The organism is Sphingobium sp. KKT206 (assembly GCF_055640555.1).
The window spans coordinates 940,982-966,776 of sequence record NZ_CM145764.1; the positions used below are offsets into that span (position 1 = coordinate 940,982).

General features: G+C 62.1%; 20 protein-coding genes and 1 tRNA gene. 8 read left to right on the plus strand and 13 right to left on the minus strand.

Going from position 1 to position 25,795, the window contains the following annotated elements; all coding sequences use genetic code 11:
* The first annotated feature begins 146 nt into the window (after positions 1-146).
* A complete protein-coding gene (locus ACZ2HM_RS04485) occupies positions 147-602 on the plus strand; it encodes a response regulator (RefSeq protein ID WP_313924149.1) in 456 nt (151 codons plus the stop codon).
* Between the two features lie 73 nt (positions 603-675).
* Positions 676-2,001, plus strand: coding sequence for an AmpG family muropeptide MFS transporter (locus tag ACZ2HM_RS04490; RefSeq protein ID WP_470426338.1), 1,326 nt, complete (start codon positions 676-678; stop codon positions 1,999-2,001).
* Here the strand turns inward: ACZ2HM_RS04490 and ACZ2HM_RS04495 are convergent.
* The 7 genes from ACZ2HM_RS04495 to ACZ2HM_RS04525 all read right to left on the minus strand — a co-directional run bounded on the left by ACZ2HM_RS04495 (position 1,986) and on the right by ACZ2HM_RS04525 (position 8,405).
* The gene (locus ACZ2HM_RS04495) at positions 1,986-2,426 is read right to left on the minus strand and encodes a DUF6628 family protein (protein WP_069064712.1); all 441 of its coding nucleotides are present in this window, start codon (positions 2,424-2,426) and stop codon (positions 1,986-1,988) included. The two genes, ACZ2HM_RS04490 and ACZ2HM_RS04495, sit on opposite strands and share 16 nt — an antisense overlap.
* A 67-nt stretch (positions 2,427-2,493) precedes the next feature.
* A complete protein-coding gene (locus tag ACZ2HM_RS04500; RefSeq protein ID WP_470426339.1) occupies positions 2,494-3,816 on the minus strand; it encodes a bifunctional folylpolyglutamate synthase/dihydrofolate synthase in 1,323 nt (440 codons plus the stop codon).
* 25 nt (positions 3,817-3,841) lie between these two features.
* Entirely contained in the window at positions 3,842-4,693 is an 852-nt protein-coding gene (accD, locus tag ACZ2HM_RS04505) for an acetyl-CoA carboxylase, carboxyltransferase subunit beta (RefSeq protein ID WP_470426340.1), read from the minus strand.
* Positions 4,690-5,508 (minus strand): tryptophan synthase subunit alpha, encoded by an 819-nt coding sequence (gene trpA / locus ACZ2HM_RS04510; protein ID WP_470426341.1) that lies wholly within the window; start codon positions 5,506-5,508, stop codon positions 4,690-4,692. The genes accD and trpA overlap by 4 nt, the downstream gene beginning before the upstream one ends.
* 2 nt (positions 5,509-5,510) lie before the next feature.
* Positions 5,511-6,752 (minus strand): tryptophan synthase subunit beta, encoded by a 1,242-nt coding sequence (gene trpB / locus ACZ2HM_RS04515; RefSeq protein ID WP_470426342.1) that lies wholly within the window; start codon positions 6,750-6,752, stop codon positions 5,511-5,513.
* A 98-nt stretch (positions 6,753-6,850) separates the two neighbouring features.
* A complete protein-coding gene (locus ACZ2HM_RS04520) occupies positions 6,851-7,495 on the minus strand; it encodes a phosphoribosylanthranilate isomerase (protein WP_037473817.1) in 645 nt (214 codons plus the stop codon).
* A gap of 31 nt (positions 7,496-7,526) precedes the next feature.
* Positions 7,527-8,405, minus strand: a complete 879-nt coding sequence (locus ACZ2HM_RS04525; protein ID WP_037473815.1) for a lysophospholipid acyltransferase family protein — start codon at positions 8,403-8,405, stop codon at positions 7,527-7,529.
* Positions 8,406-8,458: 53 nt separating this feature from the next.
* On the opposite strand from ACZ2HM_RS04525, the gene ACZ2HM_RS04530 reads away from it, so the two are divergent.
* Positions 8,459-9,568 carry a glycosyltransferase gene (locus ACZ2HM_RS04530; RefSeq protein ID WP_470426343.1) on the plus strand — a complete coding sequence of 370 codons (1,110 nt, stop codon included), beginning with the start codon at positions 8,459-8,461 and terminating at the stop codon, positions 9,566-9,568.
* Here the strand turns inward: ACZ2HM_RS04530 and ACZ2HM_RS04535 are convergent.
* Positions 9,565-9,912 (minus strand): DUF952 domain-containing protein, encoded by a 348-nt coding sequence (locus ACZ2HM_RS04535; RefSeq protein ID WP_470426344.1) that lies wholly within the window; start codon positions 9,910-9,912, stop codon positions 9,565-9,567. The genes ACZ2HM_RS04530 and ACZ2HM_RS04535 overlap by 4 nt on opposite strands.
* Positions 9,909-12,578, minus strand: coding sequence for a DNA gyrase subunit A (gene gyrA / locus ACZ2HM_RS04540; RefSeq protein WP_470426345.1), 2,670 nt, complete (start codon positions 12,576-12,578; stop codon positions 9,909-9,911). The genes ACZ2HM_RS04535 and gyrA overlap by 4 nt, the downstream gene beginning before the upstream one ends.
* A 281-nt stretch (positions 12,579-12,859) precedes the next feature.
* On the opposite strand from gyrA, the gene ACZ2HM_RS04545 reads away from it, so the two are divergent.
* Together ACZ2HM_RS04545 and ACZ2HM_RS04550 are read left to right on the plus strand one after the other, a co-directional pair.
* Positions 12,860-14,143 (plus strand): hypothetical protein, encoded by a 1,284-nt coding sequence (locus ACZ2HM_RS04545; protein WP_037473807.1) that lies wholly within the window; start codon positions 12,860-12,862, stop codon positions 14,141-14,143.
* Between the two features lie 109 nt (positions 14,144-14,252).
* The gene (locus ACZ2HM_RS04550; protein WP_470426346.1) at positions 14,253-15,497 is read left to right on the plus strand and encodes a tetratricopeptide repeat protein; all 1,245 of its coding nucleotides are present in this window, start codon (positions 14,253-14,255) and stop codon (positions 15,495-15,497) included.
* A gap of 15 nt (positions 15,498-15,512) precedes the next feature.
* On the opposite strand, the gene ACZ2HM_RS04555 is transcribed toward ACZ2HM_RS04550, so the two are convergent.
* A complete protein-coding gene (locus ACZ2HM_RS04555) occupies positions 15,513-15,986 on the minus strand; it encodes an Lrp/AsnC family transcriptional regulator (protein WP_037473801.1) in 474 nt (157 codons plus the stop codon).
* Between the two features lie 181 nt (positions 15,987-16,167).
* On the opposite strand from ACZ2HM_RS04555, the gene ACZ2HM_RS04560 reads away from it, so the two are divergent.
* The 3 genes from ACZ2HM_RS04560 to ACZ2HM_RS04570 all read left to right on the plus strand — a co-directional run bounded on the left by ACZ2HM_RS04560 (position 16,168) and on the right by ACZ2HM_RS04570 (position 19,076).
* Positions 16,168-17,883, plus strand: coding sequence for a sensor histidine kinase (locus tag ACZ2HM_RS04560; protein WP_470426347.1), 1,716 nt, complete (start codon positions 16,168-16,170; stop codon positions 17,881-17,883).
* Positions 17,884-17,937: 54 nt separating this feature from the next.
* Positions 17,938-18,975 (plus strand): polysaccharide deacetylase family protein, encoded by a 1,038-nt coding sequence (locus tag ACZ2HM_RS04565; RefSeq protein WP_470426348.1) that lies wholly within the window; start codon positions 17,938-17,940, stop codon positions 18,973-18,975.
* Positions 18,976-19,000: 25 nt separating this feature from the next.
* Positions 19,001-19,076, plus strand: a tRNA-Ile gene (locus ACZ2HM_RS04570).
* A gap of 419 nt (positions 19,077-19,495) precedes the next feature.
* Here ACZ2HM_RS04570 and ACZ2HM_RS04575 read toward each other — a convergent pair.
* From ACZ2HM_RS04575 to ACZ2HM_RS04585, 3 genes are all read right to left on the minus strand, one after another.
* Positions 19,496-20,194: a hypothetical protein gene (locus tag ACZ2HM_RS04575; protein ID WP_470426349.1), complete on the minus strand. Its 699-nt coding sequence runs from the start codon at positions 20,192-20,194 to the stop codon at positions 19,496-19,498.
* Positions 20,195-22,411 (minus strand): glycosyl hydrolase 115 family protein, encoded by a 2,217-nt coding sequence (locus tag ACZ2HM_RS04580; RefSeq protein WP_470426350.1) that lies wholly within the window; start codon positions 22,409-22,411, stop codon positions 20,195-20,197.
* A 117-nt stretch (positions 22,412-22,528) separates the two neighbouring features.
* Complete coding sequence (locus tag ACZ2HM_RS04585) at positions 22,529-25,636, minus strand: TonB-dependent receptor (protein WP_470426351.1); 3,108 nt, start codon at positions 25,634-25,636, stop codon at positions 22,529-22,531.
* Between the last annotated feature and the right edge of the window lie 159 nt (positions 25,637-25,795).

Sequence of the window (25,795 nt, forward strand, 5' to 3'; positions counted from 1 at the left end):
CTCCCCATATGGGCAATAAGCCAGCAACAGGCTGAAATGTGCCGTCCCGGCGCTTGAGCGGGGGGAAAAACCCATCGCTCCGGCAACCCGGCGCGGGGGCGCGGCGTTTGTTCGGTTGCATGGCGGAAACAGGGCGGACTTGGCAAATGTTTTTCGGGCTTTTGAATAGCGGGAGCGTGCGCCTCCCGCGCCGCAAGGCAATCCGCACCGTGTTGGTGGTGGAGGATGAGCCGCTGGTCGCGTTCGACAATGAACATGCGCTGGAACAGGCCGGATACAGCATTGCCGCGACCGTCGATGATTATGACCATGCCGTCGCGGTGATCGACGGCGGGGAACTGGATCTCGTCATCGCCGATGTCGCGCTTCATGGCCCCAAGAGCGGTATCGATGTCGCCCGCCACGCCCATGCCAAGGGATTGCCGGTGCTGTTCGTGACCGGCCATTGCCCGATCGACGCCCGCGAACTGGCGGTCGGATGCCTTGCCAAACCCTATGCCCCCCGCGACCTAGTCGCCGCGATCCGGGTGATCGACGCCCGGCTGCGCGGCGCACGTCCGCCACGCTTGCCGGTAGGCCTCAGCCTGTTCGAGCCGAACTGACCCCACGCAGCGCTTGCCAGCCCGGCGCGAGGCCATATGGTGGCGCGCAACAGGACGAGACCGGGGGAATGAAGTGACTGACGCCATTGCGGGCCGAAAAAGCTGGCTCGACGCCGTGAAACCCTATGTGGAAAAAGCGCCGCTGGCTGCCTTCTTCCTGGGGGTGTCGTCGGGCTTCCCCTTTGCCATGATCGGCGCGACGCTGACGACCCGGCTGGCGCAGGATGGCATCGACAAGAAAGCCGTCACCGCCTTCACGCTCGCGTTCCTCGTCTACAACCTCAAATGGCTTTGGGCCTGGCTGGTCGATGGCGTCCGCTTGCCGCTGCTCGGCCGATTGGGCCAGCGCGTCTCCTGGCTGGTCTTTGCCGGACTGCTGGTCATGGCGGCGGTCGTCAATCTGGCGCTGGTCGATCCCTCCGCCAGTCTGATCCAGACCGCCTATGCCGCGATTCTGGTCGGGGTGACAGGGGCCACGTTCGATATCGTGATCGACGCCTATCGCATCGAAACGTTGAAGCCCGAACAATTGGGCGTCGGGTCGGGCATGTCGCAATATGGCTGGCGCATCGGATCGGTCGCGGCGGGTGCCTTGGCACTGGTGCTGGCGGCGCGGATCGGCTGGCAGGGGGCCTATATGGCCTGCGCCATATTCGCGTTGCCCGCCATGCTGACCGGCCTGTTACTGGGCGAACCGGAACGGCATCGCGATCCGCTGGCGCGCCGGGGCGCGAGCGAGTTGTGGCAATCCATTTCAGGACCGCTGCTCGAATTTTTCCGCCGACGCGGGGCGATGCTCGTGCTGCTGTTCATTCTGCTCCACAAGATCGGCGACACGCTCGCCAATCTGACATTCCGCCTGCTGTTCGACGACATGGGCTACAGCAATGACGAAATCGCCATCTACGACATCGGCATTGGTTTCTGGGCCTATCTGATCGGCATCTTCATCGGCGGCATCCTCTATGCCCGGATCGGCATGAAGCGATCGGTGCTGCTCAGTCTGATCCTGATGGGCGTGTCCAACCTCAGCTTCGCGGCACTGGCGGCGCTGGGCAAAAGCAATTGGGGCATGGCGGGCGCGATCGGGTTCGAGAATTTCGCGAGCGGGATCGGGGGCGTCACCGTGGTCGCCTATTTCTCGGCCTTGTGCGACCTGCGCTTCACGGCGGCGCAATATGCCCTGATCTCGGCGGCGGCGAGCATCGTCGGACGGTTCCTGACCGGCACGACGGCAGGCGGCCTGATCGAACAGTTCGGCTATGTGGATTTCTACCTGTTCACCACCGCCGCGGCGTTGCCCGGCATCGCCCTGTTCTGGCTTATGATGCGCGCCGGTCTGATCGATGCCAGCGTCGGCACGGCCGCGACGGATCGCACAGCTCAGCCGCCCGAATAGAGTTCGAGCGGCCGCCCCAGATCGGCATGGGCCTGCGCGACCGCCTGCATGCAGGTGAGCGCGCCCAATGCATGGTCATTGCCGAGCAGGTCGCTCAATTGCTCATAAGCGGCGTTGGGGTCACGCAGCGCTTCGCCTGTCGCCTGCATCAACATCCCTTCATCCGCCGTCATGCGGGCGCAGCAGCAGGGGGCCACCAATATCTTGCGGCTGGAGGCGCGCGCGAGTTCCAGCATCATCGCCCGCATCAGCACCAGCGGGCGACGATAGCTGCGCCCGAACGCGCCCAGCATGGCGTTGGCGGCATGGGCGTCGTTGACCCCCGCGCTGGCCATGCGGCGCATGACGAACAGGAATAGCCGGTTGCCATAGCCCGTCGGCATGGGCCGGGGCAGATCGATGGGGGAGGTCTCTCCATGAGCCATGATGATACGCCTTCTGCGGTGATTGCTCTCCGCAGACTACGCTATTGCGAGTTAGTCGCAAGTATAATCAGTCGGGCAATTGCGCGTTTAGTCGCAAAATTTCGCCCGCCAGATAGAGCGAGCCGCCGATCAGCAGCTTAGGCGCGGGGTCGCCCTGCGCGGCTATGGCCGAGATAGCGCCTTGCGCATCATCATGTGCCGTGCAGCCGATGCCCCATTGCGCGGCGATCGCGGCGAAACGTTCCGCCGGATGATGATCATGACCCGGTACGGGCAGCGCATGGATATGGGCGATCCGTCCGGCAAAGGGTGCAAGGAAGGCATCGACATCCTTGTTGGCCAGCATGCCGATAACGAGCTGCAACTTGTGACCTTCCAGCCGGTCCGGCGTGAAGAAGGCGCTGATCGCCTCGCCTGCGCCCGCATTATGCCCGCCATCGAGCCAGGCGGTGGCACCGGCGGGCAATAGCGCCAGCAGCGGGCCATGGTCGAGCCGCTGGAGTCGCGCGGGCCAATGCGCCCAGAGCGGCGCGGCCTTGAGTGCGGCATCGGAGAGTGGGACAGCGTTTTGATGGCGCAGCATGGCAAAGGCCAAAGCGGCATTCTGGACCTGATGCGCGCCCGCCAAGCGGGGGAGCGGCGCGTCAATCCGACCCTGATCATCGCGATAATGGAGCCGGTCGCGATAGACCGCCGCGTCCCAGCCATCGCCTTGGGCGATCCAGGTGGTGCGCGCCTTGGCGACGGCGTCGATCATCACCGGGAAGAGCGATTCGGCATAGCGCTGCGTCACCAAAGGCGCGCCGGGCTTGGCGATCCCCGCCTTCTCCGCCGCGATCTGGGCCAGCGTGTCGCCCAAAAAGGCCTGGTGATCGATGCCAAGCTGGGCAATGCCGCAGACGACCGGATCGGTAATGATGTTGGTCGCGTCGAGTCGACCACCCAGGCCAACCTCGATGATGCAGGCGTCGGCGGGATGTTCGGCGAAGGCCAGGAACGCGGCTGCCGTGGTGACTTCGAAGAAGCTGGCCCCGATCCCCTCGGCAATGTCCAATACGCGCGCGAGATAAAGGGCGAGCGCTTCGTCGCTGATCAACTGCCCCGACACGCGGATGCGTTCGTTGAAACGCACCAGATGCGGCGAGGTGAAGACATGGACGGTCTTGCCATCCGCTTCCATCGCGGCGCGCAGGAAGGCGCAGGTCGACCCCTTGCCGTTGGTGCCCGCCACATGGAAAACCGGGGGCAGGGCGCGATGGGGATTGTCGAGCCGCGTCATCAATTGGGTGATGCGCTCCAGCCCCAATATGTCGGCGCCCGGCGATAGCGACCAGAGCCGGTCAAGCTGCGCCTGAACCTGCGGGTCGTCCGAAACGGCATGATCGGCCATAAGCGCGTCCCCCCGGCGCGTTGGTTCAGGCAGCGATGCGCGGCGTAAGATAGCCGATCACGCGCGCCAGCGTATCGCGCAGTTCATGACGATGGACCACCATGTCGATCATGCCATGGTCGAGCAGATATTCAGCGCGCTGGAACCCTTCGGGCAGCGTCTCGCGGATCGTGCTTTCAATGACGCGCTGGCCCGCAAAGCCGATCAGGGCATTGGGTTCGGCGATCTGCACGTCGCCTAGCATCGCATAGCTGGCCGTCACGCCGCCGGTGGTCGGATCGGTCAGCACGACGATATAGGGCAGGCCCGCCGCGTGCAGCTTCTGGATCGCCACGGTGGAGCGGGGCATCTGCATCAGCGACAAAATGCCCTCCTGCATCCGCGCGCCGCCGGCGGCCGTGAAGATGACATAGGGGCAATGATGGGCGATGGCGTCATTGACGCCCTGGATGAAGGCCGCGCCCACGCCCATGCCCATGGAGCCGCCCATGAAGGCGAAATTCTGCACGCCCAGAACCAGCGGCACATCATCGATCGCGCCGCGCGCGTTGATCAGCGCGTCCTGATCGCCGGTCGCGGCGCGTGCCGCGCGGATGCGATCGGGATAGCGTTTGGTGTCGCGGAATTTGAGCGGGTCTTCCTGCACCTGTGGCGTCGGCAACAGGATGAAACCGGCGTCCAATATCTGCTCGAAACGCTCCGCCGGACCGATGCGGCCATGATGGTCGCAGCGCGGGCAGACGGAGAGATTATCCTCCCATTCCTTGATGAACAGCATCTCCGAACAGGATGGGCATTTATGCCATAATGTCTCGGCGGTCTGTTCCTTCCGGGCGATGAAGGGGATGGCCTTGCGGACGCGGTTGATCCAGCTCATGCAGCAGTCTCTTGGATTTTGGGGGTGAGCGCGCCGGACAAGGCGGCGACAAATTGCTGAACGAAAGGCGCAGCGGCATCGCCATGGCTGCCGACGATATCGACGATGGCCGAGCCGACCACGACGCCGTCGGCGATCCGGCCGATGGCGGCGGCCTGTTCGGGGGTACGGACGCCGAAACCGACCGCAACCGGCAGGTCCGTGGCGGCTTTCAGACGACCGACGGCCATGTCGATATTGGCCTGGGCCGCCTGCTGCTTGCCGGTGATCCCGGCGACGGAGACATAATAGAGGAAACCGCTTGCGCCTTGAAGCACTGCAGGCAGGCGCGCGGTATCGGTCGTCGGGGTGGCGAGGCGGATGAGGTGAACGCCCGCGCCGCGCAGCGCCGGGCCGATCTCGGCATCTTCCTCCGGCGGCGCATCGACGCAGATGACACCATCGACGCCAGCGGCCTTGCACTGGTCGGCAAACCAGTCGGAGCCGCGCACCAGCATCGGATTGGCATAGCCCATCAGCACCAGCGGCGTATCGGGATGCCGCGCACGAAACTCGGAGGCGAGCGCGAAGATATGCTTCGTCTTCGTGCCCGACCCCAGGCTGCGCAAATTGGCCAGTTCGATCGCGGGGCCATCGGCCATCGGATCGGTAAAGGGCATCCCCAGTTCGATGATGTCCGCGCCGCCCGCGACCAGCGCGTCGAGGATGGCGGGCGTCGCCGCGACATCGGGATCACCGGCTGTGACGAAGGTGATCAGCGCGGCGCGGCCCTGCGCCTTGCAGTTGGCGAAGCGGGTAGAGAGGCGGTCGGTCATGCTCACATTTCCACTCCCAACGCTTCGGCGACGGTGAAGATGTCCTTGTCGCCCCGGCCGGACAGGTTGATGACGATGATCTTGTCCGCATCCATTGTCGGCGCGACCTGTTCGGCAGCGGCGATGGCATGGGCGGATTCGAGCGCGGGGATGATGCCCTCAAGCGCAGACAGCTTCTGGAAGCTCGCAAGCGCCTCATCGTCCGTGATGGGCATATACTTAACCCGGCCGATCTCATGCAACCAGCTATGCTCCGGGCCGATGCCGGGATAGTCCAGGCCCGCCGAAATGCTGTGCGCTTCGGTAATCTGGCCGTCTTCGTCCTGCAGCAGATAGGTACGATTGCCGTGGAGGATGCCCGACGCGCCCCCGGCCAGCGACGCCGCGTGCTTGCCCGTCAGGCCTTCGCCCGCCGCTTCCACGCCGATCATCGCAACGTCGGGATCGTCCAGGAAGGGGTGGAACATGCCGATGGCGTTCGATCCACCACCGACCGGGGCAATCAGCATGTCGGGAAGGCGCCCTTCGGCTTCCATGATCTGGGCACGGGTTTCCTTGCCGATGATCGACTGAAAATCGCGCACCATTTCAGGATAGGGGTGCGGACCCGCCGCCGTGCCGATGATGTAGAATGTGTCATGCACATTCGACACCCAATGGCGCAGCGCATCGTTCATCGAATCTTTGAGCGTCGCCGACCCGGAGGTGACGGGAATGACCTCTGCCCCCAGCAGCTTCATGCGGAAGACGTTGGGGCGCTGGCGCTCGACATCCTTGGCGCCCATGAAGATCTTGCATTCCATGCCGAACAGCGCAGCGACGGTTGCGGTGGCGACGCCGTGCTGGCCAGCGCCGGTTTCCGCGATGACCTTCTTCTTGCCCATGCGGCGGGCCAGCAGCGCCTGGCCGATGCAATTGTTGATCTTGTGCGCCCCGGTGTGGTTGAGTTCCTCGCGCTTCAGATAGATTTTCGCGCCCTTGCCCGTGGGCGCATTGGCGCGCAGCGCTTCGGTCAGGCGGCTGGCATAATAAAGCGGGTTGGGGCGGCCGACATAATGTTTGAGGAGGTGGTCATATTCCTCCTCGAACGCCTGATCTTCCTTCGCTGCCTTATAGACTTTTTCCAGGTCCAGGATCAGCGGCATCAGCGTTTCGGCGACATAGCGGCCACCAAAGGCACCGAAATGGCCATTGGCATCGGGCTGCGATCGCAGGCTGTTGGGCAAGGTCATCGTATCGGTCATGATTTCAATCTTTCAGGCATGCAGGGCGGTTCGCTTCGATCAGGGGAGAAGCGATCAGCGCCATCGTATCCCGATGCGCTCGACAGGAGCGATGAGCGTCAACATGCGGATACCGCTTTGCAGAAGGCCATGATCTTGTCCACACTCTTGATGCCGGGCGCGCTTTCCACGCCGGAAGATACGTCGATCAGCGGGGCGTCGGTAACGCGGACAGCTTCGGCTGCATTGTCGGCTGACAAGCCGCCCGACAGGCCCCAGGGCATCGGAATCGAAAGGCCACGCAGCAGTGTCCAGTCGAAGCGCAGGCCCATGCCACCGGGCAACGCTGCGCCATCGGGCGTCTTGGCATCGAACAGCAAGAGATCGACCGCGTCGACATAGGCGGTGGCGGCATCGATATCGGCGCGGGTCTTGACCGAGATCGCCTTCCAGACGGGCAGGCCGAAGCGCTGGCGGATGGCGGCGGCGCGTTGTGGGCTTTCCTTGCCATGGAGCTGCAGCGCGGTGAGCGCGCCGCCGCTGGTCACATCGACCAGTTGATCGTCGGTGGGATCGACCACCACGCCGACCTTGTCCACATGACCGGGCGCGATGGCGGCGAGCGCGGCGATCTGGGCCGCATCGACATGGCGCGGGCTTTTGGCGAAGTGGACGAAGCCGATATGGCTCGCCCCCGCGCGCACGGCCGCGCCGACGGTGTCGGGCGTGGAAAGGCCGCAGATTTTGATCGCGAGTCGGGACATGCAGGGGCTTTAGCGGGCAAGTGCGCCCAAGTCACATGACCGGTGGGGCAGTGGGGGCATGGCCCGGCTGCGTCAGGTCCATATCATGGAGCGCCAGCCATTCGTCGGCATGGGTAATGCAGGCCTGCCCCAGAAAGGCGTCGGCCGCCGCGACAATCTCTTCGTCGCTCATTGTCTGCGGGTCGAGGGGCGGATGCCAGTGCAGCCGGAAGTGGGGTCCGTTCGTCCGCGCGAGATAGAAGGGCAGGAAGCGGGCATTGACCTTGCGCCCCAGGCGCAACGCGACGGACAGATTGCCCGACGGTGGAAGGGTACGCCCCAATTTGGGAAACCAGACCTGAAAATCGCGTCGTTCGTCGAGCAGGATATAGAGGCTGGCGCGCGTATGGCTGGTCAGATGCTTCAATATCCGGCGCGCCGCGCCATCGCCGGTGATCGTTTCACCCATATAGCTTTGCCGCGCCTTTTGCAGCTGCGCGGCCGTCCGTTCGTCGCGCGGCGGCGCATAGACGCCGAGGCCCGGTCGGTCGGTCAGCGCCTTGCCATGCGCGCCCAGCAAATCCCAATTGCCCAGATGCAGCGACAAGGCGAGCAAGGGGCGTGGCCCGTCCAGCACGGCCTGATAGCCCGCGCGATCGACGACCTCGACATGCGCGTCGTTCACCAGCCGGTCGACATTGGCGAGTTCAGCCAGCGTCCGCCCGATGTTGCGCCAGCGGCGGGTGAGCATCGCTTCCTGCGCGGCCTCGTCCAGATCAGGGCGGAGCAGCGCGAGATTGGCGCGGGCACGGGCATCGCGCAGCTTCATGCGCGGGCGCGCGACATGGACGGACAGCCATCCGCCAAGCCAGGAGGCCGACCGGGCGGGCAGCATGCGCATCAGGGAAAAAAGAAAGGGGTTGGATAGCATAAGCCTGCCGTCATACAGCAGGCGGCGAGACGGTAAAGAGGTGCGCGGCGGTCATGATCTGGGTCTGGATTGTCCTTCAGGGACTGACGCTGCTGGGGGTCGTCAATTATTGGCGACATCTGCCCCTCGATCGCCGGGAGGAAAGGCCCGATGGCGTAGTCGTGATCCTGAGCGTGCGCGACGATTGGGACGGCGGTGCGGCGTTGATGGGGCGGTTGGCGGCGCAAAGCGCCCCGTTTCGACTGCTGATCGCGACTTCGGGGGCTTGCCCTGCTGCGGAGGCGCTGGTCGGGGACAATGTGCAGGTCGTGCATGCCGGTGTGGCGACGGACGAGGGGCAGAAGGTCCATAAACTCCGCGCTGCCTTGCGAGCTTTGCGACCCGATGACCGGTGGCTGGTCTTCATCGACGCCGATATTGAACCGCCCCCGCGGCTGGTCGGTCGGCTGCTCTTTCCGCTGGTGCGCGACAAGGCGGACATCGTGACGGGCTATCGACTGTTGCTACCGGGGCGAGGATTGATGGCCGCAATGGTCGGCGCGGTCGAGATGCAATTGGCAACGCTGCCGCGTGCCGCGAGTGCGACCATGCCTTGGGGTGGGGCAATGGCGCTGTCTCGCGCGGTGGCGGAGCGACTGGACCTGGATGCGGTGCTGGCCGGGCGCCTGTCCGACGATATGGCGATGGGCCTGGCAGGCTGGCGCGCGAAGCTACGGCTGCGGCCAGTACGCGATCTGCTGGTCGCGAGTCCGCTTGACGGACGTGCGGGTGACCTGTTCGGTTTCGGGATAAGGCAATATCGTCATATCGCCACCAACAATCTAGGCATGTGGGCGCTGGCGACGGCGGTGGTGGCGGTGCAGGCGGGCGCATGGGTGTGGGCGCTGGGCTGGGGCGGCTCAGGAGCGATCGCGATCGGCTATGCCGCGGCCTGGGGCAGGGCAATGGTGCGGCTGCGGATCATCGGTGCGGTGCTGGAGCCGGACCAGGCGAAGCGCGCCGCGCGCTCGCTTTGGTGGGATGCTATCGCGCCCTTTGCTGTCAGCTGGGCGCATCTGATCGTGCAGGTGGCGGCAGTGGCGTCCAACCATATACGCTGGGGCGGTTGGGACTATTGGATGCAGCGCGGGAAGGTAGCGCGGATGGCGCGGGTCGCGCGCTAAAAGCCTGCGGGAAAGGAATGGGTGCCATCGTCGCCGATACGCAGCACCACCTTGCCCGCAACGGCCGTGATCGGCAGATCGGCATAGAGATGGGGGAAGAGCGCGCCGCCGCGTGATGGCTCCCAACGGATCGCCTCGCCGAAGGGGGCGAGGTCGACCATCACCATGACCAGGCGGTCCTGTCCGGCGAAATGTTTGGCGACCGTTTCGGCCGCCTGATCGCGGGTCGACAAGTGGATATAGCCATCGGCCAGGTCAACCGGTGCGCCCTTGAAGACGCCATCGGCCTTGAACTGATCATATTGCTCGGCGGTCAATATCTTATAGGCGAAGAGGTCGCTCACGCCTCTTCGGCCTCCGGTGTATCTTCGGCTTCCTCGATCTTGGCGGCGCTGACGACATGCTCGTCCTTGGCGACATCGAACAGGCGCACGCCCGCCGAATTGCGGCCGATGACGCGCAGGCTATCCAGCCCCATGCGGATCAGCTTGGCCTGATCGGTGACCAGCATCAACTGGTCGCCCTGGGTTGCGGCGAAGCTGGCGACCACGAGTCCGTTGCGGCCGATATTGTCGATATTGGTGATGCCCTGACCGCCGCGTCCGGTGCGGCGATAGTCATAGGCGGACGACAATTTGCCATAGCCATTGGCGCAGACGGTCAGGATGAACTGCTCCCGCTCACGCATCAGCGCGAACATCGCCTGATCGGCCATCTCGCCTTCCTTCTCCGGCTTCCAAGGAGCGAAGCGCAGATATTCTTCACGCTGTTCCTGATCGGCGCCGGAGCGGTGGAGGATGGAGAGGGAGATGACTTCGTCATCGCCCTTGAGCGTCATGCCGCGCACACCGGTCGAGGTGCGGCTCTGGAATTCGCGCACGTCGGTCGAGGCGAAGCGGATCGCCTTGCCCTGACGGGTGGCGAGCAGCACGTCGTCGTCTTCCGACAGAAGCGCCACGCCGATCAGCCGATCGTCGCTGCCTTCATCGAAGCGCATGGCGAGCTTGCCGTTGCTCGGCACATTGGCGAAGGCATCCATGCTGTTGCGGCGCACCGTGCCGTTCGCCGTCGCGAACATGACGTGCAGATCCTTCCAGCTTTCCTCATCCTCCGGCAGAGGCAGGACGGTCTGGATGGTTTCCCCGGCGGCCAGCGGCAGCAGATTAACCATAGGCCGTCCGCGCGTCGCCGGACCGCCTTCCGGCAGGCGCCAGACCTTCATGCGATAGACTTTGCCCGCGGTCGAGAAGAAGAGGACCGGCGTGTGGGTCGAGGTCACTAACAATTCGGTGATCGCGTCCTCATCCTTGGTCGCCATGCCCGAACGGCCCTTGCCGCCGCGTGCCTGCGCCCGGAAACTCTCAAGCGGCGTGCGCTTGATATAGCCCTGCACGGTGACGGTGACGACCATCTCCTCGCGTTCGATCAGATCCTCGTCATCGATGCCGTCAGCAGCCGCCGTTATTTCGGACAGGCGAGGGGTCGCAAATTCGCGTTCAATCGCTTCCAGTTCTTCGCGCATTACGGCGTAGAGCTTCACCCGGTCTCCCAGGATGGCGAGATATTCGGCGATGGCTTCGGCCAGACCAGCCAGTTCCTTGCCGATTTCGTCGCGGCCGAGCGCGGTCAGGCGATGCAGGCGCAGGTCGAGGATGGCGCGGACCTGCACTTCCGACAGCTTGTAGACTTCACCCGAAATCTCGGTGTCGATGGCTTCGACCAGGCGGATATAATGGGCGATCTCGCTGATCGGCCATTCGCGCGCCAGCAGCTTTTCGCGGGCCTCGGCGGGGCTGGACGAACCGCGGATGATCTTGACCATCTCATCGAGGTTGGTGACCGCAACGACCAGGCCGAGCAAGATGTGCGCCCGTTCTCGCGCCTTGTTCAGCTCGAACTTGGTGCGGCGGGTGATGATCTCTTCGCGGAATTTGATGAAGGCATCGATGATCTCGCGCAGGCCCAGCAATTCGGGGCGACCGCCGCGAATGGCGAGCATGTTGGCAGGGAAGCTCGACTGGGCAGGCGTGTTGCGCCACAGCTGGTTCAGCACCACTTCGGGCGTCGCGTCGCGCTTCAAGTCCATGACGATCCGCACGCCTTCGCGGCTGGATTCATCGCGAATGTCGCTGATGCCTTCGATCCGCTTTTCCTTGGCGGCTTCGGCGATCTTCTCGACGAGGCCGTTCTTGCCGACCTGATAGGGGATTGCGGTCAGGACGATGGATTCGCGATCCCCGCGCCCGCTTTCGATCACATAGCGCGAGCGCATCATGATCGAGCCGCGACCGGTATGATAGGCCGACTTCGCGCCCGACTGGCCCAGGATCAGCGGGGCGGTGGGGAAATCGGGACCGGGGACGATGGCGATCAGTTCGTCGGTCGTGATGCCGGGATTGTCGATATAGGCAAGGCAGGCGCGCAGCACTTCGCCCAGATTATGCGGCGGGATATTGGTCGCCATGCCGACGGCAATGCCGCCCGCGCCATTGACGAGCAGATTGGGGAAGCGGGCGGGCAGAACCTGCGGCTCATGTTCCGACGCATCATAGTTGGGCGTGAAATCGACGGTATCCTTGTCGAGATCTTCCAGCAGCGCGCCGGCCACCTTGGCCAATCGCGCTTCGGTGTAGCGCATGGCGGCTGGCGGATCGGGGTCCATCGATCCAAAATTGCCCTGACCGTCGATCAGCGGCACGCGCATCGACCAGTCCTGCGTCATCCGCGCCAAGGCGTCGTAAATCGAACTATCGCCATGCGGGTGATATTTACCCATCACCTCGCCGACGAGGCGGGCGGACTTGCGATAGGGGCGGTTGTAGAGAAAGCCCGATTCCTGGGCGGAAAAGAGAATGCGGCGATGAACCGGCTTCAACCCGTCGCGCACGTCCGGCAGGGCGCGCGAAACGATGACGGACATCGCATAGTCGAGATAGCTGGTCTTCATCTCCTCGACGATGGAGACGGGGCTGATGTCCGAAGGGTCGGCGAGGACAGTCTCGTCGGTCAATGCGATTCTCTTTTTTCGATGATATTGGCTGTGTCCCGCGATCTCTAGCCGAGCGAAACAAATCTGTCACCCCTCGCGCGCAGACACGCGCTCGCGCGGGGGATCAACAAGCCGGGCTGCTATCGCATTGACCTTGCTGGAACGAAGCTGCGGGCATGACAGTTGCAAAATCAGCCGATATAGGCTTGTTCAATGCCCATTCACGCGCCGACCCCTAATCGGCGTTCAACCCCAAAACGCGCCTCTAGCCATCGGCCAGGCGTGCATAGGAGATGAGGATTATGCGTTTTGTTACCCCGTTCGCGCTCGTACTGGCTCTGGCCGTAACCGGCGGCGCCGTTTCGGCGCCTGCTTTCGCCGCCAAGAAGGACAAGAAGGAAGAAAAGGCAACTGGTCCCAAGCTGAACGTCACGCCCGACGTCATCAAGTCGCTGCAGACCGCGCAGAAGGCCGCCGAAGCGCAGGATTTCGCCGGTGCCAAGGCTGCGCTGGCGGAAGCCGACAGCAAGGCCGTTTCGAACGATGACAAATATCAGATCGGTGCCATCAAGCTGAACACGTCGATCGCGTCCAAGGATGCGGCGATGCAGAGCGAAGCGCTGACCCAGATGCTGGACAGCGGTCTGACGCCACCGGAACAGGCCGGGCAGTTCAACTCGATCGCGGCGAACCAGGCACTTGATGCCAAGAATTACGACCTCGCCATCCAGCGCGCTCAGGCGGCGCTGGCAGCAGGCGCGAAGTCGGAAAGCGTCAACCCGACCCTGGCGCAGGCTTATTTCGGCAAGGCCGGCACGACCAACGCCTCGGCAGAACCGGCCCGTGGCTTCAATGTGCAGGGTCTCGCTGCGCTCAAGGCGGCTGCTGAGGCGATGAAGGCATCGGGACAGCAGGTGCCAGCGCAATGGTATCAGATCGGCGTTGGCCGGGCCGAAGCTGCCAAGCTGCCGGACGTCACCGAATGGGCGAAGATGGCCTATCAGGCTGAACCCAGCGGCACTAATTTGCGGACGCTGGTACGCCTGTTCCAGCGCGCCAACCCGAACATTACCAACCGCGAAAATCTGGACGTATTGCGCCTCTTGGCGGCGTCGGATGGTTTGGTTGTCGCGGGTGACTATCTGGAATTCGCCGAAATGGCATCGAAGACGGGCATCTATGGCGAGGTCAAGTCCTCAATCGACCTGGGCCGTTCCAAGAATGTCCTGAACGCCACGCAGGGCGCTGATCTCTATCAGACCGCGACCGGCCGCATCGCGGGTGACAAGAGCACGCTGGGCGCGGCGGAAGCCGATGCTCGCAAGGCTGCCAATGGCAAGATCGCGGCGGCCACGGCCGACGCGTATCTTGGCTATGGCGACTATGCCAAGGCGGCATCGATGTTCGAACTCGCCAAGGAAAAGGGCGGCGTCGATGCCGACGAAGTCAACACCCGCATGGGCATCGCCAAGATGAAGGCGGGCGACAATGCCGCAGCCAAGGCCGCTTTCGAAGCGGTACAGGGTGGCGCGCGCAAGCAGATCGCCGGTCTGTGGCTGGCCTATCTGGGCAGCAAGGGCGCCTGACCGACGGGCGCGCCATCTCTTGGGGTGGCGCGCCGATCCGGCTTGATGCATAGACGGGATTGAGGCCGGGGATCATCCCGGCAGTGCATGTGGGGAGGCCTGTAAGGCCATGCGGCGATTGACTATTTTGACCTCCGGCCTGTCGGTGGCCCTGACGGCTACCCTATTGGTCGCAGCACCTGCCATGGCGAAGAAGAAGCTGGTTGTGGCAGGGCCGCCCATCACCATGTCCGACACGTTTCGCGCGGCGCTGCAGTCGGCTGATGCCGCCGTCAAGGCGCGCGATGTGAGCACCGCCAGCGCGCGGATCGGTGCCCTGGTCCCGACCAATGATTTCGAATCCTATGCGACGGCCAGCTTGCGCTATCAGTTGGCAGTGATGCGGGCGGATGTGCAGGCGCAGCGCATCGCGTTGACCGATCTGTTCAAGACCAGCGCCTTGCCTGCAACGGCTGCCCCGCGTTTGCGCTTTGTCGCCGCCTATCTGTCCTATCAGGTCGGCAATTATGACGATGCCACCGCACAACTCGATTATGCCAAGACGCTGGGTTACGCCGGTGTCGATGCGACCATGTTGCGCGCCGACATCGCTTTGCGCCGTAACAAGCCCAAGGATGCCCGCCGTTTCGTGCAGGAGGCGATCGCCCAGCAGCGCGCATCGGGGCAGCCCGTGCCGATCGCCTGGACGGATCGCGCCTTGTCGATGGCCTATCAGGCGCGCGATTGGGCCGAAGTGGGCCAACTCTATCGCGATCGTCTGGGGCAGGCGGGCGACAAGGAAGAATGGCGCTCGGCGCTGACCAATTATCTGGCGGCCGGTGACGTCGAGCCGCAATTGCAACTGGACCTCTATCGTCTGCAAGCCGCAAATGGCGCGATGGCGAGCGAGCGGGATTATCAGTCCTATGCGCAATTGGCCGAAAAGGCGGGCTATTATGCCGAAGCCAAGGCGATTATCGAAGCGGGGCGCAAGGGCGGCAAGCTGACGCCGACACAGGCAACCACCAGCAAGTTGCTGACCAGCGTCACGCCCAAGGCGACCAAGGAAATTGCTGGCCTGCCCGTGCTGGCCAAGAAAGCCGCCAACGCATCGAGCGGCAAGGATGCGGCCTCGCTGGCCGACAGCTATTTCGCGCTGGGCCAGTATCCCCAGGCGGTGGAACATTATCGTATCGCGCTCACCAAGGGCGGTGTCGATGCCGGGCGCATCAATGCGCGGCTGGGCGTTGCGCTTGCCCGTTCGGGCGATCTGCCGGGCGCGCAAGCCGCGCTTGGACAGGCGACCGGGGATTGGGCGAGCGTTGCCGGATTCTGGCTGGTATGGGTGGAGCAGCAGAGCCGCAAAGCGGCGTGATCGCGCGCTGCCGGGTCAGACCGGCAGCGGCACCCCCGGCAGATTCTTCGACGTGCGAATGGTCAACGACGTCTTGACGCTCACGACATTGGGCGCGGGCGTCAGTTTCGATGTCAGAAATTGCTGGAAGCTCTGCAAATCCTTGGCAACGACCTTCAGGATGAAGTCGATCTCGCCATTCAGCATATGGCATTCGCGCACTTCGGGCAGCAAGGCGATATGGTCCTGAAATGCCATCAGGTCGGCCTCGGCCTGGCTCTTGAGGCTGACCATGGCGAAGACGGTGATGGTGTAGCCCAGCATGCCGGGATCGACCACCGCATGATAGGAGGTGATGGCTCCGGCTTCCTCCAGCGCGCGGACACGGCGCAGGCATGGCGGCGCGGTCAAGCCCACTTTGCGCGCCAGTTCCACATTGGTCATCCTGCCATCCTCCTGCAGCTCTCCAAGGATCTGCAAGTCGATGTCGTCGATATTCGGCCCGGCCATTATTGTGCTTATTTCCTGTCTTGTTCGAAGCACCCATCATAATAATGTTTCAGAGCAATGCAATTGTCCCACTATGCGACGATCCTTTTTGATCGCGCTGCGTCCCGTCCTTTCCCTTGCGGGGAGGAACGCCTAACGATAGGTCGGATGGACCGCGCGACGCGGATGATGAGGATTTTCGGTGCGTTTTAACGATCTCATGCAAACAGTGCTGGCGGCGGATGACCGTGCGGGACTGGGTGCGGTGACATCCTGGCGCCAATGTGTCGACCTGATGGCGCAGCATGATCGTGCCGACCGTGTGCCCATGGCGGCATCGGACCGGGACATGTTGCTCGACCGGCTGGAAGGGTTACGCCCTGCCATATCCGAAACGCAGCGGATCGCGACGGTCGTGGAACTTGGGCGACGGCTCCGGTCTGCCAGCCTGGTCGTATTCTTTGCCAAGGACCGCCCCGCGATTGCGGCAGCGGCGATGGCGCGGGCGCAATTGCCCGATGCGACTTGGGCGGAACTGCTACCCCGGCTGACCCCGACCGCACGGGGGGTCTTGCGCGGACGCCGGGATGTCGGCCCGCTGGCGCGCAAGGCGCTGGAAGCCTTCGGCTCGGTCGATTTGGTTCTGACCACCGAACGGCAGGACATGGTCGGTGAGGCCGATATGCTGTTGACCCAGGAGATGGAGGCGGAACCGGTGGCGCCGCAGCCATCGGCGGTCGTCACGCCGCTGCGTCCACCCGCGCAGGATCAGGACCAGATCCGCAATCTGGTCGATCGGATCGCGCATTTCACCAGCACGCGCCGACCCATCGGCGTCGCCTCCGCACCCGAAGACGCCCATGCCATCGAAGCGCCGCGCCAATTCGCGTTTGAAACGGACGCATCGGGCATTCTGCTGTGGGTTGACCAAGGTCCACGCGCCGCGCTGATCGGGCTGTCATTGGGGGACGTGGCGCTGGATGGCGGAAGCGGGCCGGATGGACATGTCGCGGGTGCTTTTGCCCGGCGTAGCGGTTTTCAAAACGGCCGCTTCACCATCGTTGGGGGACGGATGGACGGCGAATGGCGTTTGTCCGCTACCCCCTTTTTCGATCCGCGTTCCGGCCGTTTTCAGGGCTATCGCGGACAGGCGCGGCGACCCTATCTGCACGAAGTTGCGGCCCAGCCCGAACAGGCCGCCATTAGCGGTCTGTCCTCCGATTCCCTGCGGCAGTTGGTCCACGAACTGCGCACACCCCTGAACGCGATCCTGGGCTTTGCCGAGATTATCGAGCAGGAATTATTTGGCGCGGCCGGGGTCGAATATCGCGACATGGCGGGCAAGATCGCCGTCGATGCCCGGCATTTGCTGGCCGCGTTCGACGATCTGGACCTTGCCGCCCGCGTATCGCGTGGCGATGGTTCGAGCGCGCCTGAACTGATGGACCCCGACCAGCTGGTGACCCAGATTGCGGCCCGGTTCGATGATCAGGCGATAGCGGGGGGATCGGCCATCGACATCGCTATCGCCGCCGCCTTGCCGCCAGTGCGGATAGACCCGGTGCAGGGCGAACGCATGGTGCAGCATCTGTTACGCACGCTGATCTCCGTCGCACCTGCGGGGGAAACGGTGACCGGTGCCTGCTGGTTTCAGCCCGATGGCGGCGCGGGGCGCGTGGTGCTGGCGATCGATCGGCCGTCGAGCCTGACCGGGCTGGACGAAGGGCAACTGCTCGATCCCGGCTATGGGGCCGATGGCGATTGGGCCGATGGGCCGCTGCTGGGCCTGGGCTTTTCCCTGCGGTTGATCCGCAGTCTGGCCGCAAGTTGCAACGGCAGCCTGGAGATCGAACCGGGTCGGCTGCTGCTGGCGATTCCGGCGGCGGCGATGGCTGACGATGCGGCCGACCTCGGCTGATCGATCAGGGCAGGGGAAACCCTATGGCAACCATTGGCTGGTAAAGCGAAGGGCATGAACGCTCATCCCTTCGACGGTAACCTGCTGGATTCACCGCAACCTCAGGACCGGATTGCGCTGACGCCGGATTTCGGCACGCGCTTCATGCTGTTCGTCGATACCGAAGAGGAATTCGACTGGAACGCGCCGTTCAGCCGGACGGGGCATGGCGTCACGGCATTGGCCGGCATGGCGCGGGGCCAAGGCTATTTTGCGGACGCTGGGGTGAAGCCCGTCTATGTCACCGACTATCCAGTGGTCGATTGCGATGCGGCGGCCGCGATGATGGGCCAATGGGCGAGCGACGGTGCGGCCGACATCGGCGCGCATCTTCATCCCTGGGTCAATCCGCCGCATGTCGAGGAGGTGACGGCCGCCAACAGCTATGCCGGTTCGCTGCCCGAAGCGGTCGAACTGGCCAAGCTGGAAGCGCTGTGCCGCCGAATCGAACAGCGATTCGGACAGCGACCGATCGCCTATCGGGCCGGGCGCTATGGCGTCGGTCCGAACAGTGCGCGCCTGTTGGAAGCAGCAGGGTTTCGGCTCGACAGTTCGGTACGAAGCCGGTTTGATTATAGCGGCCAGCATGGCCCGGATTTTCGCGGGATGCCGTTGACACCCTATTGGGCGGGGCCGAACCGGACGTTGGTGGAATTGCCGCTTTCGACCGCTTTCGTCGGGTTGTTGCGGGGGGCGGGGGAGCGGCTGTATCGTGCGGCGCAGACGATGGGGGCATTGGCGGGCGCGATGGCGCGGGCGCGATTGCTGAGCCGCGTGCCGCTGACGCCGGAAGGGGTGTCCGCGCAGGAGGCGATGATGGCCATCGACGCCTTGATGGAAGAAGGCGTGCCATTGCTCAATTTCAGCTTTCACTCGCCCACGCTGGAGCCTGGCCATACGCCCTATGTGCGCGACGAGGCGGATCGGACTGCCTTTTACCGGTGGTGGGACGCCGTGTTGAACCATCTGGCGCATCGCGGGGTTCGCCCGGCGAGCCTGAATCAATTGCTGGCTGCTATTCCGATGCGCGCAGAGGCTTGCCAAGCCGCCTGATGCTGCCTAATCCCGCGTTCAGGTGGGGCCTGTAGCTCAACGGTTAGAGCTGGCCGCTCATAACGGCTAGGTTGCGGGTTCGATTCCTGCCGGGCCCACCAACGCTACCATCCAATATAATTTTATGTCATGAAAAATCCTTTGTAAAACAAAGGATTACACAGCCATGAGCATTCGAAATAGTTGATAGTAGTTTTAAACTTGAGCGTGATGACTTTACTCAGAACCGTTCGTCCAGAGTAGCCCCTTCGACTGTCGGCCTAGGCAGGCGCGGTTGTGTCCCACGGGGTGGTGTAGGAAGGTTTCCCTGATAGGGTGGCCACCGTCGATCTTCTGGTAGGGTTCGGATGCGAACTCGAACCTGGAGAAGAAGACGATGACCGCCTATACCTTCGTTGCGTCCTGCGCCTGCCCTAGCGACATGCCTGCGAGCGTGGCGGGCGATGCAGCGCGCAAGCGGCCTTTCACGTTACAAAGCCGCGATCGAAATTGCATATGGATCAACCCATAAAATGGTTTTTCACGAGCGCGTTGGTTCGCCGATCCGGATGCTGGGCGGTCCGAAGTAGCTTTCTGGCAACTTACCTCGATAAGCGATGATGGATTCGATCACGATAGTAGGGTCGACCATGGCGATGCTGAGCTTGTGCCGTCCAGCCTGGGCAATCATGCCTTTGAACCGCATGATGCGCATATCCGTTCGGGAATCATGATCATGTGCAGCGCCGAGAAACTCTTCGGTCTCGCGCCTTTCGGGGCTAAAAACAGATATGATCTGCGGCTTGCCATCATTAACCCACAGAGCAAGAGACAACTGATGAGCAGGATTCACGTTGAGCGTCGGGGCGGTAACTAGATCGAATGTCCATTCTCCCGTTTCGCCGACGAAGATCGAGTAGTCGAGGCGCGGCGCTTTGGTCGGATCGACGATTGAGAGCACATCGACCGGAAAAATCGACATGGCGGCTTCCACGCGGCCATAGTCGGGGATCGCCTCCCACCGGACATCGCCGACAGGAACATTGCGCTCAAAACCGTTTGCCGGGATGGAGAAAGGCCCGGACAGGCTGCCCCAGCAACCTTTTGCCGCACGCATTTGTTCGGCCGAAGCCTTTATGGCGTTGACTGCGACGGAAACGCTAGTTGCGTCGTCCCCATGGCTGATCGTGATTGATCCCTTGGACATCCCTTCCGGCACCTTGCTCCAGTCGATGTCCACCTAGTAGCGGCGATCGGCAGCACTGGTCGAAAAGGCAGCCTCCTGGGTTAGGCCAATCCAGGGTTCGCTGACCGATACTTTGGCGGTTATCGATCGCTTGCCGCGAGGAAAAACTTCTATCCAGCTACGCTCACGGCGTAGGCTATCGAATGTCGGCAGGTTGGGCGGTAAGTAGAAGCCCGGCCACGCCTCCGTTCTGCCTGCAACAGCGACACCAAATGAGGCGACGTCATTCAAATCCAGCTCAGATACGGGAGGCTTGATATCCTGTGTGGGCTGATACCAATCGAAATAGCCGATATAGGTCTGGTCCATCAGATGGTTCCATTTTCCACCTGATAGATCGCGATTATAGGTATCGCGTATCTGATGCGCCTGCGAAAATAATCGCTTCACTTCGATAGATTCTAGATTGGTGCTCGCACGACCCTGCTCGGCAAACCATGCGTTGCGCGCGGCGGCAACGAGCAATTCGGTCAGATTGCAGCAGCCCTTGATGGGATGGAGTACCAACTGATAATAAGCGGCGCGGTATATGTCCGGCAGGGCTTCGTTTATCGCCTCGGCCTCGCTACGTAGTGCCTTCCACAGGGCGACCATGCGCTCGGCTTCTCTGAAATTTTGCAGACTATATGTGTCCGGCCGCAACTGTTCGGGTTTGCGCCAAGCATTATATTTGGCGTAGCGCGACACCAGACTGGCAATTTTAGCTGCGTGGGTCGAACCAAATTCGCGCGCCGCCCATAGTTGGGTCCATTCCGCGATCCGTTCCTTGGTCACCGCCTTGGGATCCCAAGCCATCGCCAGGAAAAACTCGATGGGCAGTTCCAGTGGCTTCAGGTCGCCGATATTGCTGATCCAGATGCGGTTGGCACCATATTCCAGAGCGAGGTTCATCTGCTCCCAGATTTTAGGGAAGGGATTGGTGTTGACCCATTTATAGCTATAGGGTCCGCCGTTCATATCCATATGATGATAGACGCCAAAGCCGCCAGTGCGGGTCGCGCGCTCCTGCGGGGTGGGCAGGCGACGGATGTAGCCGACATTGTCGTCGGCGAACATCAGCGTCACATCTTCGGGTACCTTCAGACCCGCATCATAATATTTCTGAACTTCGGTAAACAGCACCCATACCTGCGGAATGTCCTCGATCCGCTTGCCGGTTTCCTCCTGCAATATCCGGCGCTGATCGGCGATGATCGTTTCGAGCAATGCGACATCGGACTTGATACCGCCCGTGCCTTCCAGTGCGACATCGCCGTCGCCCCGCATGCCCATCGTCACCAGCAGTTCGCGGTCCTTGCTACGCCGCGCACCTTCGCGGAAAAACTGCTGCACCGCCGGACGATTAGACACATAATTCCATTCGCCGTTTCCGGGCCTACGCGACGTCCATTCCTTGTGCGCGCGGTTCATCGGTTCGTGATGGGATGTGCCCATGACGATGCCATATTCGTCCGCCAGCGGACCGTTTTTGGGATCGTCCTCGTTAAAGGCGTTGTTCCACATGGCGGACCAGAGGTAATTTGCGCGCAACCGCAACAGCAGTTCGAACACCTTCGTATAGAAATCTGCATTCATCCCGCCGAACTTTTCCGCAGTCCATGCGGACAAACAGGGCGCCTCGTTATTCAGGAAGATGCCGCGATAGCGGACCGCCGGCTCACCCTGAAAATAGCTTCCGTAGGAAATGCGGATACGATCCCGCTTAATGACAGGCACATCCGCCCACCAATACCAGGGGGATATGCCGATATTCTGTGACAAATCGTAAATTCCGTAGATCGTGCCGCGCTTGTCGCTGCCGATGATGACCAACGCTTCCTCAATGCCAGGCATCGGGTTACGAACCGTCTGTAAGCTATAGCTTTCCCACTTGCCCTTTATCGGTGCGACATCGATCTTGCCGGTTGCTGCGAGCCGGTCAATCGTCGGACTTTCCCCCAATGTTCCGATCAGCACCATCCGCGGTTGGTCCGGCGTGGGCGAGAAGGAGGCATCCGTTCCGGTTACGCGCCCGACATCTGCGGCAAGGTCGCGGGCCGCCCGTAGCACGCCTGCGAAGTCGCTTGGCTCGACGAAAAGGGGGATGGTCCCGCCGGGACCAGCCAGTTCAAACCCATCACCTTTTCCACCGAAGCTGACCGTTGCGCGCAGAGGACTTGCAGCGAGTGCCGCAGCGATAGATGCAGACAGCATATCACGACGTGACAGCATCAGAATGTTCCCATTTTCCTAAAACGGCCTGACTACTGGAAGAGCGCACTAACCCCATAGCCGTTGGTATAAGAGAGGACGATGCATCGCTGTACCGCCCTCTCTTTTCGTCCTTGTTCAGAAAGTGCCGCGCACACCGACGAGATATTGGACGCCTGGCTTATACTGCGTGAAGGTAGCACCTTCGAACTGGAAGTAGCTGCGCAGGGTGGAGTTGGTGAAGTTTTGAATATCCAGGGTCAACTGCGGCGCGCCCTTCCATCCGAAGACCTTTTCGAGATCAAGACTGGAGGAGAAATCCCACTGCTGATAGTCGTCGGAGTAGAGGGCTGCGGCAGGAATGCCGTTCTGGTTAGCACCGCTGCTTTGCGATCCTTCGCGGAAAGTCGTTGAAACGCGCAGGTTGACGCCGCCATTTTCATAATAGCCGATGACGTTGTAAGTGAACGGTGCGACCCCGAAGGCGGTGGCGGGACCGTCGCTGCGTTGATCGACCAGCGTCGCGTTGGCGTTGAAGCCGAAGCCGCGCACGCCGAAGCGATCGGTCAGGAAATCGAGCGGCTGGACCCACTGAAATTCCAGGCCGTTGACGGTCAGCTTGTTGGGAACGTTGACCTGCGACTGGACCTGGATGGTCGCAGCCGCGGGGCCACCGCGTAAGTTGATGGCCTGCTGCTGCGTGGGATTGAGCGAGTCATAATTGATGCCATATTGGGCGAGGAAGGAGAAAGGCTGGGTGGTGATCTGGTTGTTGGTGAAACCGGTCAGCGACTTGCGGAAAGCGCTAAACGATACCAGACCTTCCTTTCCGGTGTAGAGTTCGACGCCCAGGTCCAGATTGTTGGAGAAATACGGCTTCAACGCAGGGTTGCCGATCGTGGCGGTAGCGGCCGATGGATCGCCAAAGCCAACGCCCGGCAACTGCGCCGCCGGATCTGGGCGCGTCATCGTCTTCGAATAGGCGGCGCGTATCACGGCTAGATCGCCCAGATCATAGGCGACCGTCGCGGCAGGCAGCCATTTTTCATAGCTGTTGCTGGTACGCACGATGGTGACGATGCTGGGATAGCGCGCGCCGTCGGGGAGCGTGGTGGAGGCGGTGGGCGTATTGCGCGGATCGGCGAGCGACACGCGGCCCTCGATTGTCTGGTCGGTCTTGACGTAGCGCACGCCGACATTGAAGCGCAGGTCGTTGTCGCCGATCTGCTGTTTGCCGCTGGCGGTCAGATAGGTGGCGAAGGACTTCTCTCGGATTAGTCCGCCGCTGGCGCCAGTGTTCGAACCACCCGATTCAGGCGCATTGTCATGAAAGGTGTCGTAATTGGACGCTTTCCTGAACTTGTCCCAGTCGACGGTAACGAAACCGGCACGGCCCGGCATCAGGAAGTTGGGCAACTGGCCAACCGGAACGAGCGAACCGCCATAAGTGACGGGACCGGCCTGTCCGGCGGCGTAGCCGGTGCCATAGCCCGGATAATTGGGGTAGCCGGTCGATCCGGGCACGACGGACTCTGCACCCACGCAGATCGGCTGACTATTGGGACCGGGCACGAACACATTAGGGTTGCCCCCGCACACGGCATTCTGCCAAGCTTGGCTGTTGTCGAAGCCGCGGATGCGACGGCTGACATCGTCATAATTGCCGCCGAGCTGAATATTGAGCCGCTCATCACCCCACGTCAGCGCGCCGCGAACGCCCTTGGTCTCGTTGACGCGACGTTCGTCTGAAATGTTGACGCGCCCGCCGTTCCAGACGAAATTATTCGGATCGTTAAGGTCAACGTTTGACGTGATCGTCGGCGCGCCATTCGGACTGGCGGCATAGTCCACTGTCACGCCGGTGCCCATCGCGGTGACCGGACCGGCGGTGGGGATTTCCCGGTGAAAGGTACTACGGGTATAATTGGCCTGAACCGACAGTTTCAGGCGATCGCTCATTTCCCAATCCAGACCCGGATTGACGCTATAAAGGTGTGTGGTCTCGGTCAGGGGCCGATATTCGAGGAAGAATTGAGAATTGGCGTAGGTGCCGCTCGTCACCTGGCACCCAGCCGAGCAATCTTCCTTGTCATAGGTGGTATTGGTGGGAATAATCTGTCCATTACGGACGATCCAGGCGATATTCTCGCGCGTCAAATTGTTCTTCTTAAAGCCATAGAGGCCATCGACGTAAAAATGCATTGCGTCATTGGGACGCCATTCGGCGCTGGCGATTGCGTTAATACGGTCGCGCCGACCATATTGCGCGGTAAAGCGGCCAAGACGGGGAATGATGCCATTGTCGATCTGCTGGATAGAGGCACCTGGATTGTTGGCAAGCAGCCATGCCTGATCGATCGTCTGACCCGTAATCAGGCCACCGCCCGCGCCCGCCGGGACGGTGCCGGGGATGGTCCAGTTGCCGCCGCCCGTCGTGTTGCAGCCGGTCGCCGCGCCGCACTGGGCGGTGGTCAGGGCCGGATTCGTGTAGCCAATCGTCTCGAAGCCGCGGTTATCGGTAAACAACCGCTGCCCCGATACACCTACGAGGATACCCATCGTGTCGTTCGTTGTACTGAAGATTGCTGAACCGCGCGCGCCGACCTTATTGACGCCACTCTGGTTGGTACCTTGGATATTATAGGTAAAGCGCGTACCGGGACGATCGAAGGGGCGCGCTGAGCGCATGTCGATATTGCCCGCAGCGCCGCCCTCCAGCAGGTTGGCGGTGTAACTTTTGTTGACCGTCAGCTTCGTAAAGAGATCAGTAGGAAAGAAGCTTAAGTCTACCGAACGATCCGTTCCCTGCGCGTCCGTCGCGCCCGATGAAGACACCGCGATAGGCGCGCCATTTAGCGTTACGTTGGTGAAATTGGAACCAAGCCCGCGGATCGCGACGTTCACACCTTCGCCATTAACGTCACGATTGATCGTGATGCCGGGAATGCGATTGAACGACTCGGCAATATTCGTGTCGGGAAATTTACCAATATCCTGCGCAAAGATGGAATCGGTAAAGCCGGTCGATTCGCGCTTGGCATTGGTGGAGCTTTGCAACGACGCGCGATAGCCGGTAACCACGATATCATTGGTGGTCGCGACGGGATCGTTTGGTTCGATCGGGAGCGCGGCGACGGTATCTTGGTCGGCGGTGGTCTGACCAACCGCTTGCTGCGCGCAGGCGATAGAACTTAAGGCCGATGCTGCGAACAAGGCCGCGCGAATGGCAGGCTTATGCATTTTCATGGCTTCCTCTCCCTTGTAACTTCCGGTGTTCCGGCAATATGCTATGATAGCGCTACCACCAGATTGGTGGCAGGGTCCGGCCGCAATGTCAAACCAATTTGACGAAGATCGGTGGATAAAATGTGCAGTTGGCTTGACCATTATTGATAAATTGATCGA